At 42.6% G+C, this 17584-nt stretch carries 10 protein-coding genes; 2 read left to right on the top strand and 8 right to left on the bottom strand.

The features are described 5' to 3' along the window. Window positions 1–28 precede the first annotated feature (28 nt). Window positions 29–1846: an arginine--tRNA ligase gene (gene argS, locus AB9N12_RS08445; RefSeq protein WP_369891364.1), complete on the top strand. Its 1818-nt coding sequence runs from the start codon at window positions 29–31 to the stop codon at window positions 1844–1846. On the opposite strand, the gene AB9N12_RS08450 is transcribed toward argS, so the two are convergent. The 3 genes from AB9N12_RS08450 to topA form a co-directional block, all read right to left on the bottom strand. Further along, on the bottom strand, window positions 1835–2761 hold the full coding sequence (locus AB9N12_RS08450) for a DoxX family protein (protein ID WP_369891365.1): 927 nt from the start codon (window positions 2759–2761) through the stop codon (window positions 1835–1837). The two genes, argS and AB9N12_RS08450, sit on opposite strands and share 12 nt — an antisense overlap. Window positions 2762–2833: 72 nt before the next feature. After that, complete coding sequence (locus AB9N12_RS08455) at window positions 2834–3088, bottom strand: hypothetical protein (protein ID WP_369891367.1); 255 nt, start codon at window positions 3086–3088, stop codon at window positions 2834–2836. A 349-nt stretch (window positions 3089–3437) separates the two neighbouring features. Next, window positions 3438–5783 (bottom strand): type I DNA topoisomerase, encoded by a 2346-nt coding sequence (gene topA / locus AB9N12_RS08460; protein WP_369891369.1) that lies wholly within the window; start codon window positions 5781–5783, stop codon window positions 3438–3440. 262 nt (window positions 5784–6045) lie between these two features. On the opposite strand from topA, the gene AB9N12_RS08465 reads away from it, so the two are divergent. Then, the gene (locus AB9N12_RS08465; protein WP_369891371.1) at window positions 6046–9963 is read left to right on the top strand and encodes a two-component regulator propeller domain-containing protein; all 3918 of its coding nucleotides are present in this window, start codon (window positions 6046–6048) and stop codon (window positions 9961–9963) included. Between the two features lie 540 nt (window positions 9964–10503). On the opposite strand, the gene AB9N12_RS08470 is transcribed toward AB9N12_RS08465, so the two are convergent. The 5 genes from AB9N12_RS08470 to AB9N12_RS08490 all read right to left on the bottom strand — a co-directional run bounded on the left by AB9N12_RS08470 (window position 10504) and on the right by AB9N12_RS08490 (window position 17581). Further along, window positions 10504–11520: a glycosyl hydrolase family 18 protein gene (locus AB9N12_RS08470; protein WP_369891373.1), complete on the bottom strand. Its 1017-nt coding sequence runs from the start codon at window positions 11518–11520 to the stop codon at window positions 10504–10506. Between the two features lie 125 nt (window positions 11521–11645). Next, window positions 11646–12767 carry a DUF4971 domain-containing protein gene (locus tag AB9N12_RS08475; protein WP_369891375.1) on the bottom strand — a complete coding sequence of 374 codons (1122 nt, stop codon included), beginning with the start codon at window positions 12765–12767 and terminating at the stop codon, window positions 11646–11648. 84 nt (window positions 12768–12851) lie between these two features. Further along, on the bottom strand, window positions 12852–14333 hold the full coding sequence (locus AB9N12_RS08480) for a BACON domain-containing protein (protein WP_369891377.1): 1482 nt from the start codon (window positions 14331–14333) through the stop codon (window positions 12852–12854). 25 nt (window positions 14334–14358) lie between these two features. Beyond that, complete coding sequence (locus AB9N12_RS08485) at window positions 14359–15828, bottom strand: BACON domain-containing protein (RefSeq protein WP_369891379.1); 1470 nt, start codon at window positions 15826–15828, stop codon at window positions 14359–14361. Window positions 15829–15859: 31 nt separating this feature from the next. Continuing rightward, window positions 15860–17581, bottom strand: a complete 1722-nt coding sequence (locus AB9N12_RS08490; RefSeq protein WP_369891381.1) for a RagB/SusD family nutrient uptake outer membrane protein — start codon at window positions 17579–17581, stop codon at window positions 15860–15862. Between the last annotated feature and the right edge of the window lie 3 nt (window positions 17582–17584).

The raw sequence follows: 17584 nt of genomic DNA on the forward strand, positions 1-17584 counted from the left end.
TATCTTTGCGCGCAAGAAACAATTGATTATGAAGATAGAAGATAAACTTGTAGCGTCCGTCATTAGCGGACTGAAGGCACTCTACGGTCAGGAAATCCCTGAAAAAATGGTGCAGATTCAAAAGACCAAGAAAGAATTTGAAGGACATTTGACACTGGTCGTGTTCCCTTTTCTGAAGATGTCGAGAAAAGGTCCGGAACAGACGGCGCAGGAGGTTGGCGAATATCTGAAGGCTAACGAACCGGCAGTAGCTGCTTTTAATGTGATAAAAGGTTTTTTGAACCTGACTATCGCATCAGCTACGTGGATTCAGTTGCTGAATGAGATTCATGCTGACGAACAATATGGCTTGGTAAAGGCTACCGAAGGTGCTCCGTTGGTGATGATTGAGTATTCTTCTCCGAATACGAACAAACCGCTTCACCTGGGACACGTGCGTAACAACCTTTTGGGGAATGCATTGGCAAATATTGTGGCGGCAAATGGCAATAAGGTGGTAAAGACTAATATCGTAAACGACCGTGGTATCCATATCTGTAAATCCATGCTGGCATGGAAGAAATATGGAAACGGTGAAACTCCGGAGACTTCCGGGAAGAAAGGCGACCATTTGGTAGGCGATTATTATGTCTCTTTCGATAAGCATTATAAAGCAGAAGTAAAGGAGCTGACGGCCCAATTTACAGCGCAGGGAATGAGTGGCGATGAAGCTAAAGCAAAGGCAGAAGCTGAATCTCCATTGATGCAAGAGGCCCGGGGAATGCTGGTGAAGTGGGAAGCCGGCGATCCGGAGGTACGCGGATTGTGGGAAATGATGAACAACTGGGTATATGCCGGATTCGATGAAACCTATCAGAAGATGGGCGTTAGCTTCGACAAGATATATTATGAATCCAATACCTATCTCGAAGGCAAAGAAAAGGTACTGGAAGGATTGGAAAAAGGTTTCTTCTACAAGAAGGAGGACGGTTCCGTATGGGCCGACCTGACTGCCGAAGGACTGGATCATAAACTTCTTCTTCGTAGTGACGGTACTTCTGTCTATATGACGCAGGATATCGGTACGGCTAAACTTCGTTTTGCCGATTATCCGATTAATAAGATGATTTATGTAGTGGGTAACGAACAGAACTATCACTTCCAAGTACTGTCTATCTTGCTCGATAAGCTCGGTTTCGAATGGGGCAAGAGCCTGGTGCACTTCTCTTACGGAATGGTGGAACTGCCGGAAGGTAAGATGAAATCCCGTGAAGGTACGGTAGTTGATGCTGACGACTTGATGGAGGAAATGATTGCCACTGCTAAAGAAACTTCACAAGAACTTGGTAAACTGGATGGTTTGACACAGGAAGAAGCGGATGATATTGCCCGTATTGTCGGCCTGGGTGCGTTGAAATATTTCATTCTGAAAGTCGATGCCCGTAAGAATATGACATTCAATCCGAAAGAATCTATCGACTTCAACGGCAATACAGGACCGTTCATTCAATATACTTATGCACGTATCCAGTCCGTACTTCGCAAAGCTGCCGAATCGGGTATTGTCATTCCCGAACAGATTCCGGCCGGTATTGAATTGAGTGAGAAGGAAGAAGGGCTGATTCAGATGGTGGCCGATTTTGCTGCGGTTGTAAAACAAGCCGGTGAAGATTACAGCCCCTCTATTATCGCTAATTATACCTATGACCTGGTGAAAGAATACAACCAGTTCTATCACGACTTCAGCATTTTGCATGAAGAGAATGAGGCGGTGAAAGTATTCCGTATCGCTCTGTCTGCCAATGTAGCCAAAGTGGTTCGTTTAGGAATGAATCTGCTGGGTATTGAAGTTCCTTCACGGATGTAATGCTTTCTTTTGTTTTTGTAATACATAAGCGCATGGGAGTTCACCTCTGACTCTCATGCGTACCGTATCGCTTGAGATATAATAAGAGACGGGAAAAGTATCCGTGATTTTCATCAATTGTTGCGCTGTGCCGTGTTGTATTTGAAACGAGGGATGAAATATCCGGGAGAAACGTGCGACTTGTGCCGTATCTGTTATGAAAGATAGTCCGATGACTTTATTTGCGATTTGGGATGTTTCGTATTCTTTTAAATTTTCGATAGAGTTATAACAATGAGGGCATCCATAAGAGAATACAAACACAAAGTAAGTAGAATCTTTTGAAGTCGTGATAAGTTCTTTTAATGGTGTTTGGCAGACGGGTTTGCCTACATAATTTTCTGTATATTCCTTTGGATGGTGAAATTTGAATTTGTAATGTGCTGTGTAGCCAGATAAATAGATCACACAGCTCATGACGGTGAGGATAAATGCAGCCTTTATCAATCGTGTTGAAGATAAAGAGGGCTCGGATGGTATCTGATGGCTGTTTTTGAAAATAATAATAAGTAGAATAGCAAGAACGACATTGCGGATAAGTGTTGCAATTGACGAAGAATTGAGTACGGAGAATGCTCCAAAACATCCGCAGTCTTCCACCTCACGGAATAGATAGCCGTACATAAATACCAATGTAATGCTTGCCAATACCATGAGGGCAGTGAAGGCTGTTTCCCGCAGGCGGATTCTGAAAATCAGAAATAGTCCTAATGCTACTTCCACCCATGTCAGAATGGGGATGGTGAAAGCAATATCAGGTAAGCCGTATTGAGAGAATATTTTCTCAAATTCTGTGATATCTATTGCTTTTCCGATACCTGAAAGGCAAAAGAAAAGACCTGTGAAAAGTGTACAAATACAAATAACGTTTTTCATAAATAATGAGAGATAAAGAAAAAAGAGAGCAATGTGTTTCATTGTTTACACATTCTCTCTTTTACTATTCGGTTATAAATTGGTACAAGTAACGTCGATTAATTCATCGTCCCATTCAGATATTATTCTTTCTAGATCTTTGCAACTGTTGGCACCTTCTTTGCGTGCGTCGTCGGCAGTGATATTTTCTCTTTCCTCACCATCACTATATTCGGCTATGCATTGGCAACCTTTCCAATCATCGTCATCATCTTTACAAGAAGAAATCGCAGCAACAGTGCCCAATAATAATGTCGCACAAGTTAAATAGGCAAATAATTTTTTCATAATATACATGATTTTGCGCCCTTGGGGGCATTAAACAATAATTAGGTATTGTCCTTTGTCTGTTTGGAGTACGCACATAAAAAAAGCGCGGACAAAACTCTGCAATTTGTTCTTGAGGTCTTCGACTACCTAACAACCAAATATACGAGTAAAGCCCACGCCGTATGGCGTGAGCGTCATCGCTTTACTCTTGGTTGTTAATTGAAATTGTCGAAGTTTCAAGAACAAGAATGCAAGCTAAACGCTTTTCCCAAAATGTTTTATAATGTGCGTACAAATACGCTGTTTTTATTTCATAGGCATCATTTTTTATTTTGCAACAAATATAGACATAATTTCTGTTAGAGGCTTATTTTTTTCTTTTAAATTTTCCTTTAGACGTAGATGTTGTTGCTTTTTCGTCTTGTATCCTAACTAGTTCCAAACAACTATTCAGACTTAAATCCTGTGGAACAATATCCTTAGGAATTTTATAGTTATTACCTTTATAAGTAATATAAGGTCCGTAACGTCCGTTCAGAATCTCAAGTTCGGGTTCCTCTTCAAATTTCTTGATGTGGCGTTCCGCTTCTTTCTGACGTTTCTCCAGAATCAGCTGTTCTGCCTCTTCCAAAGTAATTTCCATCGGGTCAAGTGTTTTCGGGAGCGATACATATACCTTATTGTGCAGGACATACGGACCGAAACGACCGACCCCTACACTGACTGATTTTCCTTCATATTCGCCCAGTGTACGAGGTAATTTGAATAATTCCAGCGCTTCTTCCAATGTAATGGTCTCCATAGATTGACCTTTTTTCATTGGTGCAAAGCGTGGTTTTTCTTCATCTTCCACCGTACCAATCTGTACAACAGGACCGAAGCGCCCAATCTTAACGGAAATGGGTTTGCCTGTCTCCGGGTCTTCTCCCAGAATGCGTTCGCCTACTTTATGCTCTGTCTTAATAGCCAATGTGTTTTCTACAGACGGATGGAACTTGTCATAGAAGTTCTTCATGATAGAGGTCCATTTCACTTCTCCTTCTGCTATTTCGTCGAATTCCTTTTCTACGGTGGCGGTAAAGTTGAAATCCAGAATGTCCGGGAAATATTCGGTCAGGAAATCATTTACCACAGTGCCGGTATCCGTTGGAAATAACTTCGCCTTTTCTGCACCTGTAATTTCAGTATGATTTTCGTCTTCTATCTGACCATCTTTCAATGTCATGACATTAAACTGACGTTCTTCACCGTCTTTATTGCCCTTCTCCACATATTCACGTTGCTGGATGGTAGAGATGGTAGGCGCATACGTAGACGGGCGTCCGATACCCAGTTCTTCCAACTTACGTACAAGGCTTGCTTCCGTATAGCGTGGAGGGCGTTGAGTGAAACGTTCCGTTGCGATAATAGGTCCATGCTCCAACTGCTGACCTTTTTTCAAAGGAGGAAGCAGACGACTCTCATCTTCCTGTTCATTATCGTCATCATAAGATTCACGGTATACACGCAGGAATCCGTCGAACTTAATCACCTCACCGATAGCTGTAAAGACATCACTGCTGCCACTTATGGTGATGGTAGCAGTCGTCTTTTCCAGTTCCGCATCTGCCATTTGTGAGGCAATGGTGCGTTTCCATATCAAGTCGTATAGCTTTTTCTCCTGTGGTGTCCCTTCAATAGTCTGGTTTTCTATATAAGTAGGACGGATGGCCTCGTGGGCTTCTTGCGCCCCCTTGGTCTTAGTCTCAAAATGGCGGGGATGTACGTAGCGGTCACCCATCATTTTGATGATAGCGTCTTTGCTGCCCACCGTTGCAAATTCCGAGAGGTTGACAGAGTCCGTACGCATGTAAGTGATGAATCCCGATTCGTATAAACGCTGCGCGAGCATCATGGTCTGCGCTACGGTATATCCCAGTTTGCGTGCGGCTTCCTGTTGCAAAGTAGACGTTGTGAACGGAGCAGGAGGCGTTTTCTTAATCGGGCGGGTTGTAATATCATTGATTGCAAAGCTGGCTCCCTGACAAATAGCGAGGAAAGCCTTTGCTTCTTTTTTGGTTTTGATACGGCGAGCCAGTTCGGCTTTCATCTCCACCGGTTTTCCATCCGTGTCCGGGACGAGGAATACGGCAGTGATGCGATAAGCGGCTTCCGTTTGGAAAGCATGTATTTCACGTTCGCGTTCAACGATCAGGCGGACGGCAACAGACTGAACACGTCCGGCAGAGAGTGCCGGTTTCACTTTTCTCCAAAGCACGGGAGAGAGTTCGAAACCTACGATACGGTCCAGAATCCGTCGTGCCTGCTGTGCGTTTACGAGGTTGAGGTCAATGTCGCGTGGTTGTTCAATTGCTTTTAAGATAGCGCTTTTTGTAATTTCATGAAATACGATTCGTTTGGTGTTTTCCGGTTTTAGTTTTAATACCTCATACAGATGCCAGGCAATCGCCTCTCCCTCGCGGTCCTCATCGGATGCGAGCCATACGGTTTCTGCCCCTTTGGCTTCTGCCTTCAGTGTGTTGACCAGCGCCTTCTTGTCTGCCGGGATTTCGTAGCTGGGTTTAAAATCCTTCTCTACGTCGATACTGAATTCTTTTTTCTTCAGATCGCGTATGTGACCGTAACTAGAAAGGACTTTAAAATCTTTCCCAAGAAACTTTTCAATCGTTTTTGCTTTTGCCGGAGACTCGACTATGACAAGGTTTTTCTGCATAATTCTTTCTTTTATAATGGTTTGTACCACAATATTCGGGGACAAAAGTAAAAAAAAAGATTCTCCCTACCTTATAATATAAGGAGAAACTAATATTTTTTTGGAAAAAAATAGGTTTTGAGTAAATCTGCATTTCTTTTGTATGTGCAAGTATTATTAAAGAAATGTTCTATATATAATTAAGGGGAAATTAATATAAAACAGTTTTATTTAAATAGAATTTCCTATATTTACACCTTTGTACAGTATTATATGGCTATTTATGAGAAAGATTCTATTTAAAATATATCTATTGTTTTTCTTTGTAGGTATTGCACAACCTATATTGAGCCAGTCTCCTTATTATTATTACAAACAACTCGGAATAAAGGAAGGACTCTCACGGTCTAAAGTACAATGTGTTCTGAATGATCATCGGGGATATCTTTGGATTGGTACGGAATCCGGTTTGAATTGTTATGACCGTGACCATCTGAAGCAATATCTGCATCGGCCGGGAGATGAAAGAACACTGCCTTCCAACAATATCACTTTTATCGCCGAGGACTCTTTATGCAATCTATGGGTAGCTACGATGAATGGCATTTGCCTTTACGACAGAGGGAGTGATAGTTTCAGGACTTTATCGAATAATGGTAAACCGATCTATGTTGCTTCCTATTTATTGGTTGAAGGAGGAATCTTACTGGGAGGATCAGGAGCTATATACAAATATGTCTATGCCACTAATAAGCTGGAACCTTTGTATTATGCGCAAGACCCTGTTTATTACAATCCCTTTTGGCAGATGATACGTTATGATGAAGAGAATATCCTGCTCAATTCACGTTGGCACGGCATATATTCCTTCAATATGAAGACGTATGAAGTGAAGAAAATAGAGTCGTTTACAGAAAATAACTATACCAGTATCTATCTGGACTCCTACAAGCGTCTGTGGGTAAGTGTTTATGGTAACGGACTGTATTGCTATCAGGGAGACCAGCTGATAAAACACTTTACGGCGTCAAATTCTCCTTTGACGTATGATGTCATTCATGATATTATAGAGAGAGATAATCAGCTTTGGGTAGCCACTGATGGTGGTGGAATCAATATAATCTCTTTAGATGATTTCTCATTTACTAATATTCAGCAAAAACAGGATGATGTTCATTCCTTTCCAGCCAATACTATATACCGCCTCTATCTGGACCCGGCCAATAATATGTGGGCAGGCAGTATCAGAAAAGGGTTGATTGGTATAAAGAATGTGTATGCCTGTTCTTATCAGAACGTTCCTTTTGGCAATCTGTACGGATTAAGCAACCAGACTATTAATAGTTTCTTTCAGGATAGTGACGGAATAGTCTGGGTGGGAACCGATGGGGGAGGTATCAACCGGTTTGATCCGGTATCGGGTACCTTCAAACATTATCCTGCCACCAAATATGAGAAAGTTGTTTCCATTGTGGAATATACTCCTGACGAACTGTTGTTCTTCTCCTTTAATAAAGGACTCTTTATCTTTCATAAGCAAACGGGGCAGATACGTCCCTTTATGCTGATTGACAAGGAAATGAATGATCAGACCTGTATCAATGGTTTTTCTGTCAATATCCAGCGGATAACGAAGACTAAAATTCTTTTCAGTGCCCAGCATATTTTTATATATGATATGGTCACCCGTAAATTTGATATAGTGGCTACTATGGGAGAAGAGTACGAGCGTCATTCTCCACTGATAATAGCTACGAAAGGTGCAAAGACATACCTTTCCGATCTGAAGAATATTTGTGAGTATGATTCTTCGGAAGGGACTTTCCGGACGATTTATCAAGGACAATACACTATCAATGACGCCTCTATGGATCAGGATGGTATTTTTTGGCTGGCTTCTACCGAAGGTTTGGTGCGTTATGATCCACGGACAGGGAAGAGTGAACTGATAAATACAAGCTTGTTTCAGGATGTAGCTTCTGTTATTGCCGATAATCAATATCGAATCTGGATAGGAACGAGAAGTCATTTATTTGTTTATTCTTCCCGTATCCATAATTTTACTACCTTGGAGGAAGTAGATGGAGTTTTGCCTAACGAATTCATCTTTCATGCTACTCTTCTGACCAAAAACGGAGATATTTTTGTCGGTGGAACTACAGGTATGACGGTGATAAATTCTGCCGTTCATTTTGATACAGATGCGGATTATACGGTCGAACTGCTGGATGTATTATTAAACGGTCTGCCTGTTTCGTTATCCGAAGAGCGGCATGAAGCGGCTGAAACAATTCAAATTCCCTGGAACTTTTCTTCCCTGCAACTGAAAGTTCTGCTGAATGAAAGCGATGTGTTCCGCAAGAATTTCTTTCGTTTCAATATAGAGGGGCTCGATCAGGAATTGGCGAGTTCCAATTCAAACTCTTTGGTTATCAATTATCTGCCGATAGGGGAGTATACGATTACCGCTTCTTATTATACCCGTGACGGAGGGTGGAGTATGAAACAACCCATTCTGCATGTTGTGGTTGCTCCGCCTTGGTGGAAGACCAGTTGGTTCTATGTGGGATTATATATATTGTTGGGAGCAGTGGCTTATAGCATTGTCTACTACTTCTATCGCAAGAAGAAAGCCAAACAGAAGCGGGAGATTATGCGTCTGAAGAATAAGATGTATGAAGAAAAGATTAACTTCCTGACGAACATCAGTCATGAACTTCGTACTCCTCTTACACTGATTTGTGCACCATTGAAGCGTATTATCAATCAGGAGTCGGACAAGCAGGATGTGGAAAAGTTGTTGGTTCCGATCTATAAGCAGGCATACCAGATGAAGAATATTATTGATATGGTACTTGATGTAAGGAAGCTGGAAGAAGGAAAAGATATGCTGCATATATTGCCGCATCCTTTGAATGAGTGGGTGTGCTCTGTGGGAGATAAGTTCATCAATGAGTTTTATGTGAAAGGCATCAGACTCGAATATGAGTTGGACGAACAGATAAAAGGGGTACCTTTCGATCAGGATAAGTGTGAATTCGTTCTTTCCAACTTCCTGATGAATGCGTTGAAGTTTAGCGAATCGGGCACCACTACTACACTGATTACCACCTTGTCACAAGAGAAAGACTGGGTTCGGATCTCTGTCAGGGATGAAGGGATGGGACTGAATATGGTAGACACAGACTCTCTTTTCTCCAGTTTCTATCAGGGGGGACATGAAAAAGGAGGAAGCGGCATCGGATTATCCTATGCGAAGAGTCTCATCACACACCATAAAGGAAGAGTGGGCGCTTCGAATTCAGCGGGAAAAGGGGCAATCTTTTATTTTGAACTACCCTTATTCACGGATACTTGCGGACAGCTGGAACCGGCTTCTGTGGAAGCAGCTACAGGCGTGGAAGTGAATGAACCAGATAGAATCGATTATACCTTCCTGAAAAAATATTCAGTGATGGTGGTAGAAGATACTCCCGAACTGCGAAGTTATCTGAAAGAAACGCTGAGTAATTATTTTGCCCGTGTATATGTTGCCAAGGATGGTAAAGAGGGATTGGAACAGATCAAAGACCGATTGCCAGATATTATCATCAGTGATGTCATGATGCCCCGGATGAATGGGTTTGAACTTTGTCGGGAAGTGAAGACTAATCTGGATATCAGCCATATTCCTTTTGTCTTATTGACCGCCTATCATAATTCTCAGAATATGTATACCGGTTATAAGACCGGAGCGGATGCCTTTTTGCCGAAACCTTTCGAAATAGACGGTTTGCTGGCATTGATTCATAATCAGTTGAGGCAGCGCGAACAGATACGGGCAAGATATAAAGATGATAAGCTCTTGACGCATAAGGAAGTGAGCTTTAGTAATGCGGATGAGACTTTCCTGCTGAAATTGAATACATTGATTGCGGATAATATGAGTAATCCGGATCTGGATGTTGCGTTTATAGCTACTAATATGTGTATCAGTCGTTCGTTATTATTCAATAAAGTGAAGGCCATCACGGGTATGGGGATTGTAGACTATGTGAATAAGCAGCGCATTGAGCAGTCAATCGTGTTACTTACTACTACTACCATGAACATTACTGAAATCTCCGAAGTGGTCGGCTTCTCTTCTTTGCGTTATTTCAGTAAGGTTTTCAAGTCTATTAAAGGAGAGATTCCTTCCGCTTATAGGAAGCAGGATAAGTAAATCGCATTGATAACTTGAACTTAGGAACATATACTAGAAATAAAAAAATAAATATTAGTCTCATACTCTCATTCTATATGAGGTAAATAGCATATAATCAGTGTGATATACAATGAGAGATACTTCTTCTATAAGGTATCTCTCATTGTTTTCTACGCAAAATGCCTTCAATTTAGCTTATCTCTCATCCTTTTTCAGAGCATCTCTCATTCCCTTTCCTTGCGTAAGTAGGTAAAACTGTCTACCTTTTGAGGGGTAATATCTCATATATCAGTTTCAAATAACAGGAACTTTGTAGCTCGGATACCTTATATCTTTGCCATATCAAGCCTATATACTTATGTTTTCTTACCGACATCTTTATCGTTCCACCCGGGTGAAACGATCGTGTCACCAGAGTGGAGAGATCTGTTCACTACAGTGATGAGATCAGACCACTTGGGTGGAACGATGAAGATGTCCTATTAAAAATCTGATAACAATAGGTGAAAAGTACGACAGAATAGGTTCTTCTGCATAAGAGAAAGCGGTAAAGCTCGTCTATCCCATCATTTCTCTGCCTACAACGTTTATGAGCTTTAAGTCATAGTTATCATCGTGGGCATCTTGGAATAATTGCCAGATCATCACGCCGGCATAGTCGTTTTCTTTGATGAACTTACATTTGTTGGCTATAGTAGGGCGGCCGTTATAATAAGTCTTGCCTATATTATCCTTGTCCGCTGCTTCGTTTCCAAGATGTTTGAGTATGCCGCTATAACGGATTCCACGAACGGCATCCACTGCGCCTTGCAGACTTTCCTCCCAGGAATATCCATAAAAAGGAAGCCCTCCCACTATTTTACTTTTGGATGCCCGGCATTGTTCATTCCAGTATTTGAGGTCTTTCACAAAGTCATCGTATGAAGCATGCTGGACCGTTTTATCGGTAAACGCTCCCCGATCATAGCTCATCAGGTTGATATAGTCGAAGTATTGCTCCCATTCGGTTCCGTAATTAAGCCAGCGGCTGTTGACGGCACAGGTCATCAGCATATTTTTCTCTTTTGCCAGGTATAAACCTCTGGCAAAAACCAATAATGAGGGGAAATTCTTATCCCAGTTGTCATATTCCTCATAATCGATGTCGAAGCCGTCCAGTTTATATTCTTTAGTGAATGCAATAATCTGCTGTATCAGTTCTTTTCTGGCTTTCGGATCATTGATGGCGGTAGTGAATTCTCCCGGACTGTTCTTATGCTTGTGAGCCGTTTCACGTACACTTTCAATCCTCTTCCGGACAGGATCGATGTTTAATGTGCCGTCTGCTTTTACCCTTGCAAAGCTGGCATTGATATGCGTCAGATACTTCCATTCTATTGTAGGAAATAAATTTTCAAACTCCCAGTCATCAAGCGCAAGGTAGCCGATAATTACTTTCTGGGTGACTTCCGGTTGGGACTGAGGCTGCGGTTGAGGCACATTGGGCTCCTGTGGGGTGTTGGTATTGGAAGAGGGTCCGCAACTAGTGAATAAAATGCTTACAGCCGTTAATAATACGTATAATAAATGTTTCATGTTTAATAAGTAAAAAAGATTTAATACCCGAAAACAAATAGAGGAATGAAAGTTTTGAATAGTCTCTATACTTCCATTCCTCCTTCTTTAGAAGTTCCTAAAAAACTTTGCTCCTACCTTAAAACCTATTTATCTAACTTGGTTATTTTTACCCAGTCAATTTCCATGATGGCAGGTAAGTTGGCATCATCGATAGGACCTGCCCATGAGCCCGGTCTGTCTCCTCCTAATCCCATGTTCAGGATAAGATAGAATGAAGAATCTTTTGTGAACGGCCATTGCTTCATTTCTGCTTCATTCTCCAGTTTCAGGTTTGAATAAGAGAAAGTCTCCTGTCCATTGACGAAGAAAGTCAGTTTGTCTTCGCTCCATTCTAAAGCGTAGATGTTCCAGTCCTGATAATTGCAAGTTACTTGTGTAGTGTTGGACGGATCTTTGATGTTCAAATCATACGTGTAGTGAGTATGTATCGTATGATGGATCGCAGATTCCTGTTTCACATGTTCCATGATATCGATTTCTCCGCAATTAGGCCATCCGTCATAGATATATTTCTTCGGCATCATCCAGATAGCGGGGAATGCGCCGTTGGGGTAACTGGTGATTTTGGCTTTTACTTCCACCCGTCCGAAGGTGAAGTCAAACTTGCCTTGTGTCTTGATACCTCCGGCTTTGTATTCGTCACCTATTTTTTCAGCTTTGAGTATCAGTCTGCCGTCTTTTACGTAAGCCTGATCATAACTTTCGGACATTTCGTCGTTCCAGTCAGAGCCTGCTTTCTGGCAGAGTACCCATTTGGTCGGGTCCGGATTGCCGTCCACGTCAAACTCGTCCATGAAGAGAACGTCCTTCATGGTGTCGTCAAACTTGGTCAGTACGATAGTATAGGTCGTTGTTTGATTGTCTTCGGTGGTGACGGTCACTGTCTGTTCTTTTTTCCAGTTGTGTACAAATGTTGCCGGGTCCGGTGAGATGGTGGCTCCATCGCTCATTAGCGTATAGTCTACGCCGGTGATGGTATTGGCATCCTCGATCGTACCGATTTCCACTCTGTGGGTTGTCTGGTCTATCTTCCCATGATAATAGGAAGTCGTATTCGCTGACACATTATTTACTGCTACAGCAAAAGCGGTGAGCGGATATTTCTTTTCCGGAGTGAAGTAATTGGTCTCATCATCCGAACAGGCAGCAGTGGAAAATCCGATGATTGCCATGTTCAGTATAAGTAATATTTTTCTTTTCATCATACTCTTTTCTTTTTATTGATTTTTGAGTTTGTTAGAAGCGATTGCCTGATTGGGGGAGTTCAGGCAATCACTATCTTTAGAGAATTAGTCTCCCCATACTAGTGGAGCGATGTATTCCCATTTAGTCAGTGTGGCACTGCCGCCGGAAATTGTCATCGAGAAATTACCACCATCTTTGGTATCCGAGAATGGTACTTTGTAAGTATCACTTGTACCGTTAGCGTCTATCACACCGTCGCTGGTTGCTTTTCCTATGACTGTACCGTTGAGAATCCATTCCGAGTAGATCCATGATTGAGTTGGATCATTGGCATCTATAGCTTCGCGTATCTCGAATGATAATACGTTTGGCTTGCTGGTATCTACATCACGGCCGCTGTTCTCATTGTATACGTCACCGTTCCACGGTCTTGTACTTAATTGAGTCCGTTTGTTCAGAATATGGAAGCGAAGTTCTACGTCTCCTCCGTCAAATGCTTTTCCGCTCCAAGAGAAGAAAGTAGTCAGACTGGCGTCGCCAAGCGGTTCCCAATAGAAGCTGTAATGACCCGGCATTAAACCACCCGGTCCGTAGTAAGCACCGCTGATGGATCTGTTTACTTCAGTAACCACAGGTCTTTGCGGATTCGCTTGTTTAATCTTGATTGTCTTCATAAGCGGAGTAGCGCCTTCGGCAGCTTTGGTGCTCAGTACGATAATTCCGGTACGGACAGAAGAGCCTTCGTGTGCGTCTACGTTAATCACGATGTCGGCAGAACCGTCGAATGAAGTCTTTTCGAAGTGATACCAGGTATCATCCGCTTCGTTTTCTTTGGATACTTCCCATTCTGCATTCGATTCTACGTGGATGGTGAATTGCTGAGCCTGTTCATACATAGCAAACCACTTACCGTTTTCCGGTGTATCTGGTGTCAGCAATACACCGTCTTGTATACATTGTACTTCTCTGGCTATTTTCCCGTGCCGGTCATAGATGGTTACAATACCGGTACGTTGTTCGCCTGTATTCGGTGAAGCGGTGACAGTAATTTCTCCGTTCATTTCGCCCGATGCTCCGGATTGGATGGAGAGCCAAACATCACCGTCTGTTACTTTAGCAGTCCATTTCTGATTGCTGAGTACGCTGAATGTTTCGCTGTTTCCTTCCTGGTCGATCATATCCACGCCTTCTACATTCAGGTAAGCAGTACCTTTCTGGGTCAGAACGAATCTTTTTCCGGTCCAGTAGTCACTTTTAATGTTGAGCGTGTCTATACGGTCGTCCAATTCAGTGTTTTCTTTGCAGGTAACAGTTACGGTGTAGGTCTCACCTGCCTCACCTGTACTGGGTGAGATGGTGTACCAATCATATTTTCCGAATACTTCCCACGGGTCAGTTGACTTGACCTGGAAGGAGACTGGTTCCGGATTTTTCGCTTCAACCAGATAGGAGTCTTCTACTCTATAGCGCAGGTCTACCCATTTCTCTGCTTCACTGTCATCGCAACTCTGCAATAAAGAGAATGCAGGTAGCAATGTAGCGAGAGAAATGCCTGTAATTATTGATTTTCTGATATTTAATCTCATACTCTTGAATTTTAGGGTTCGGTTATTATTCTACTGGTTCCCATGTGATAGACTTCACGGTGAAATTGGAAGCTTTATTTGTGGTATGCATCCTGAAGTATACAGGTGCTCCCGGTTCGGTTGCATAAGGATCGGTTATGTTATTATCTAATACGGCAACCTCAACACCATCAATAATCAGTTTAAGAACTAATGCGTTCGAACCTTCTTCTTTGTTGACAACAAGGAATTCGATCTTCTTTACTACATTCGTTTGTTCTGATGTCCAGGTAAATGTTTTCTGAGTCCAGTTTAAGCCTGAACCTCCACAAGTGAAGTTACTTTTTTTATTTGCGTAGAAATGCAAATGGAAGTTTGTATTTCCTGAGTTGGGCCACATATTAAACTCAATCCAATCTTCTCCGGTTAAATTGATAGATTCGAAATCGAATGCGAGACGTCCTTTTTTGAATAAATAGTTGGTGACTATTCCACTGCCATAGAGTGTCATGTAACCGGTTTCCTCATCCACAGCATAGTTATCTGCTCCTCCTTCTCTCCAGAAAGCAGTACCCTGACTGATGTCGAACGTAATGCCGTCAAATCCGTCGATGACTTCTTTGGTCTTCATAATGATGTGGCCGACACGGTTTACCATCAGATTATTAGTCGTTGTTGTCGTTACTTTCAACTCTGTTTCACTCAGTGCCTCAGCTTTCAGCCAACTCTGATATTCCTTAGGAACTTCAACTTTCCATTCTTTGTTTGCGCGAATCAGTACAGTCTTTTCCATACCACTGCCTGTTCCAGGCATGCTGATTGTTGTACTTTCGGGATCTTCTTCCAGTTCAATGATCACTCCATTTTGAGTAATGGTAAAGGTGTATTCTTCAAACTCAGTTTTTACAGTCAGTGTGCCTGCTCTCTTGGCGCCTGCATTGGCAGGCAGCGTCACGGTTACGGTTTCTGCTATGGCATCTTCATTACCTGTACCGGATGTTTTGTCGATATTGGAAAGGAAAGCGGTGGAAGGAATGATTTCCCAAGCTTTGTTGGAAGCAATGGTAAAGGTGATGCTGCCGCCTTCTGTCGGTACCAGTTCATCGTAAGGAACCACCACCAGGTCTTCTTTCGAAGCCTGCTCGATAGTAACTACCTTGGTGCCTTCAACGCCTTCTGCCTTGATAGTCAGTTTGGCTGTACGTGCTTTCTTTCCTGTATTGTTTTCCATTGTCACCACAATCTCCGATACAAGTGAGCTGGCTGCACTCATCGAAGGAGTCGGCTTGCACCACTGCTGGTCACTTTCGATCGTCCATGGAGTGTTGGAGCTGATATTGAACACTACATTGCTTGGAGAAGTTGCCAAAGCAGTGTAAGACTCCAGAGCATCTATCTGGATATTGAGAGGACCTTCCGGCTGTGAGTCGATGTCAAACTCCTGGCATGCTACAAAACTGAATGTGCACAGTGCAAGAATCAGTTGCATTAACGTATTGCTATATAACTTTTTCATATATCTTTTAAATATTAGATTAGACAATTAATTACCATCCTGTGTTTTGAGGATTTAAGTTTGTATTTTTGTATAGTTCGCTTTGAGGGATCGGATACAGATACATGCAATCTCTCCAGTTACGGGTTTCGTAAAGGTTCTTGTAGAAGTTGAACGTACCGTCCGCCTGCTTCTCGATCTTTACTCCGTATAGTTCCCGCTGGGTAGTATCGGCAATCTTCCATCTCCGTACATCCCAGAAACGATGATCTTCGAAAGCAAACTCTACACGCCATTCATTGTACAGGCGTTCCATGAATTCATCTTTTCCTATGGAAGGAATCAACGGCATATCGGCATTCTTTCTCACTTCATTGATAGCCCACAGAGCAGAATACTTATAAGTCTCATCTGTGTAATTGACATCATTGAAAGCGTTGACCATAGATTCCGCATACGTTAGTAATGTTTCCGCATAGCGGTAAATCACCCAATGATGCTTGCTGACAGCTTCTTTACCCGGTTCAAAGCTGGTAGCTTCCTGAATGTACTTGCGCAGGAAGTATCCTGTCGGTGAACCGCCTTGTGATACAATCCCGTCGTCGGCGCCACCTTTGAAGGTTTCAATGGTGTAGTCTTTAAACGACATTCCATTGGCAAGAATAGCGCGGTAGAAACGTTTGTCACGATTCTCATAAGGTGATTGCGGGTCAAATGCAGGGTCTTCGCAAACCCATCCTGTGTTTTCTAGGGTTACTTTGTAACCGTTGACTGTCTCGAATGCGTCCACAAGGTTTTGTGATGGGTAATTGCCGTATGGGATAAGACTGGAAGTGCGTGTTCCCGCAGTCATGCGAAGCGGGAGATTAAACATTTCAAAGTTCGAATCATCACCATTGATCCTCATCAGTACAACTTCTTTTGAGTCGAGGTTGTTGGCACTCTCCTGGGGGTCGAGAGAGTAAAGCCCTGTGTTGATAATATCTATTGCTGCTTTGGCAGACTTTTTCCACAATTCGGTATCCATAGAAGGATTATGTAGCTTACTGGCAGCATATAGCAGTGCTTTTGACTTTACTGCCATTGCAAAGCCTTTGGTCACTCTGCCGATTTCTGCTCCCGGTTCGTTTACATAGCTGTCTGGCAAGTTATTGGCAGCGTCGTCGCATTCACTGACAATGAAGCTGATAACTTCGCTGAATGGTGTCTTGCCGATTGTATTGGCTTCCTCTTCAGTCAGTACTTCCAATGGCATGGCGATGTCACCGTAGCGGCGTGCCAGTTCAAAGAAGTAGTGTGCCCGCAGCACTCTGGCTTCGTAAGGGAAATATTTCAGCTGCTTCATCCAGTTTGTATATTGTCCGTCGTGCTCGTAGCGTGTGAAGTCCACTTGGGCCATCTCTGCTATAAAGCTGTTGGCAGCACGTATACCACGATACAGGGTCCATGAATCGTCATAAGTTTTAATAGGCGACCAGTTACCGTTATTGGTATTCTGGATATTATCTGCATAGGCTCCGAATTCGCCGTCATCACTGGCACAGTCGCGCATGGAATATCTGTCTTCGGTGAAAATTCCGCCGGAGGTCGCAAACAGTTGGTAGCCTTGTGGCATGTATGAGTATACGTGAGTAAGCATTGATTTGCTTGTACCGAAATACTTGTACATGTCTTCTTTTGTCTTCAGGTTGTTCGTTTCATTAAAGTCAAGGTAGTTGCACGAAGCAAAGACCAATGAAGACAAAATGGTTAAGAGTATGTATTTGGTTCTCATAAT

Origin of the sequence: Bacteroides sp. AN502(2024) (assembly GCF_041227145.1) — a bacterium.
Taxonomy (GTDB): domain Bacteria; phylum Bacteroidota; class Bacteroidia; order Bacteroidales; family Bacteroidaceae; genus Bacteroides.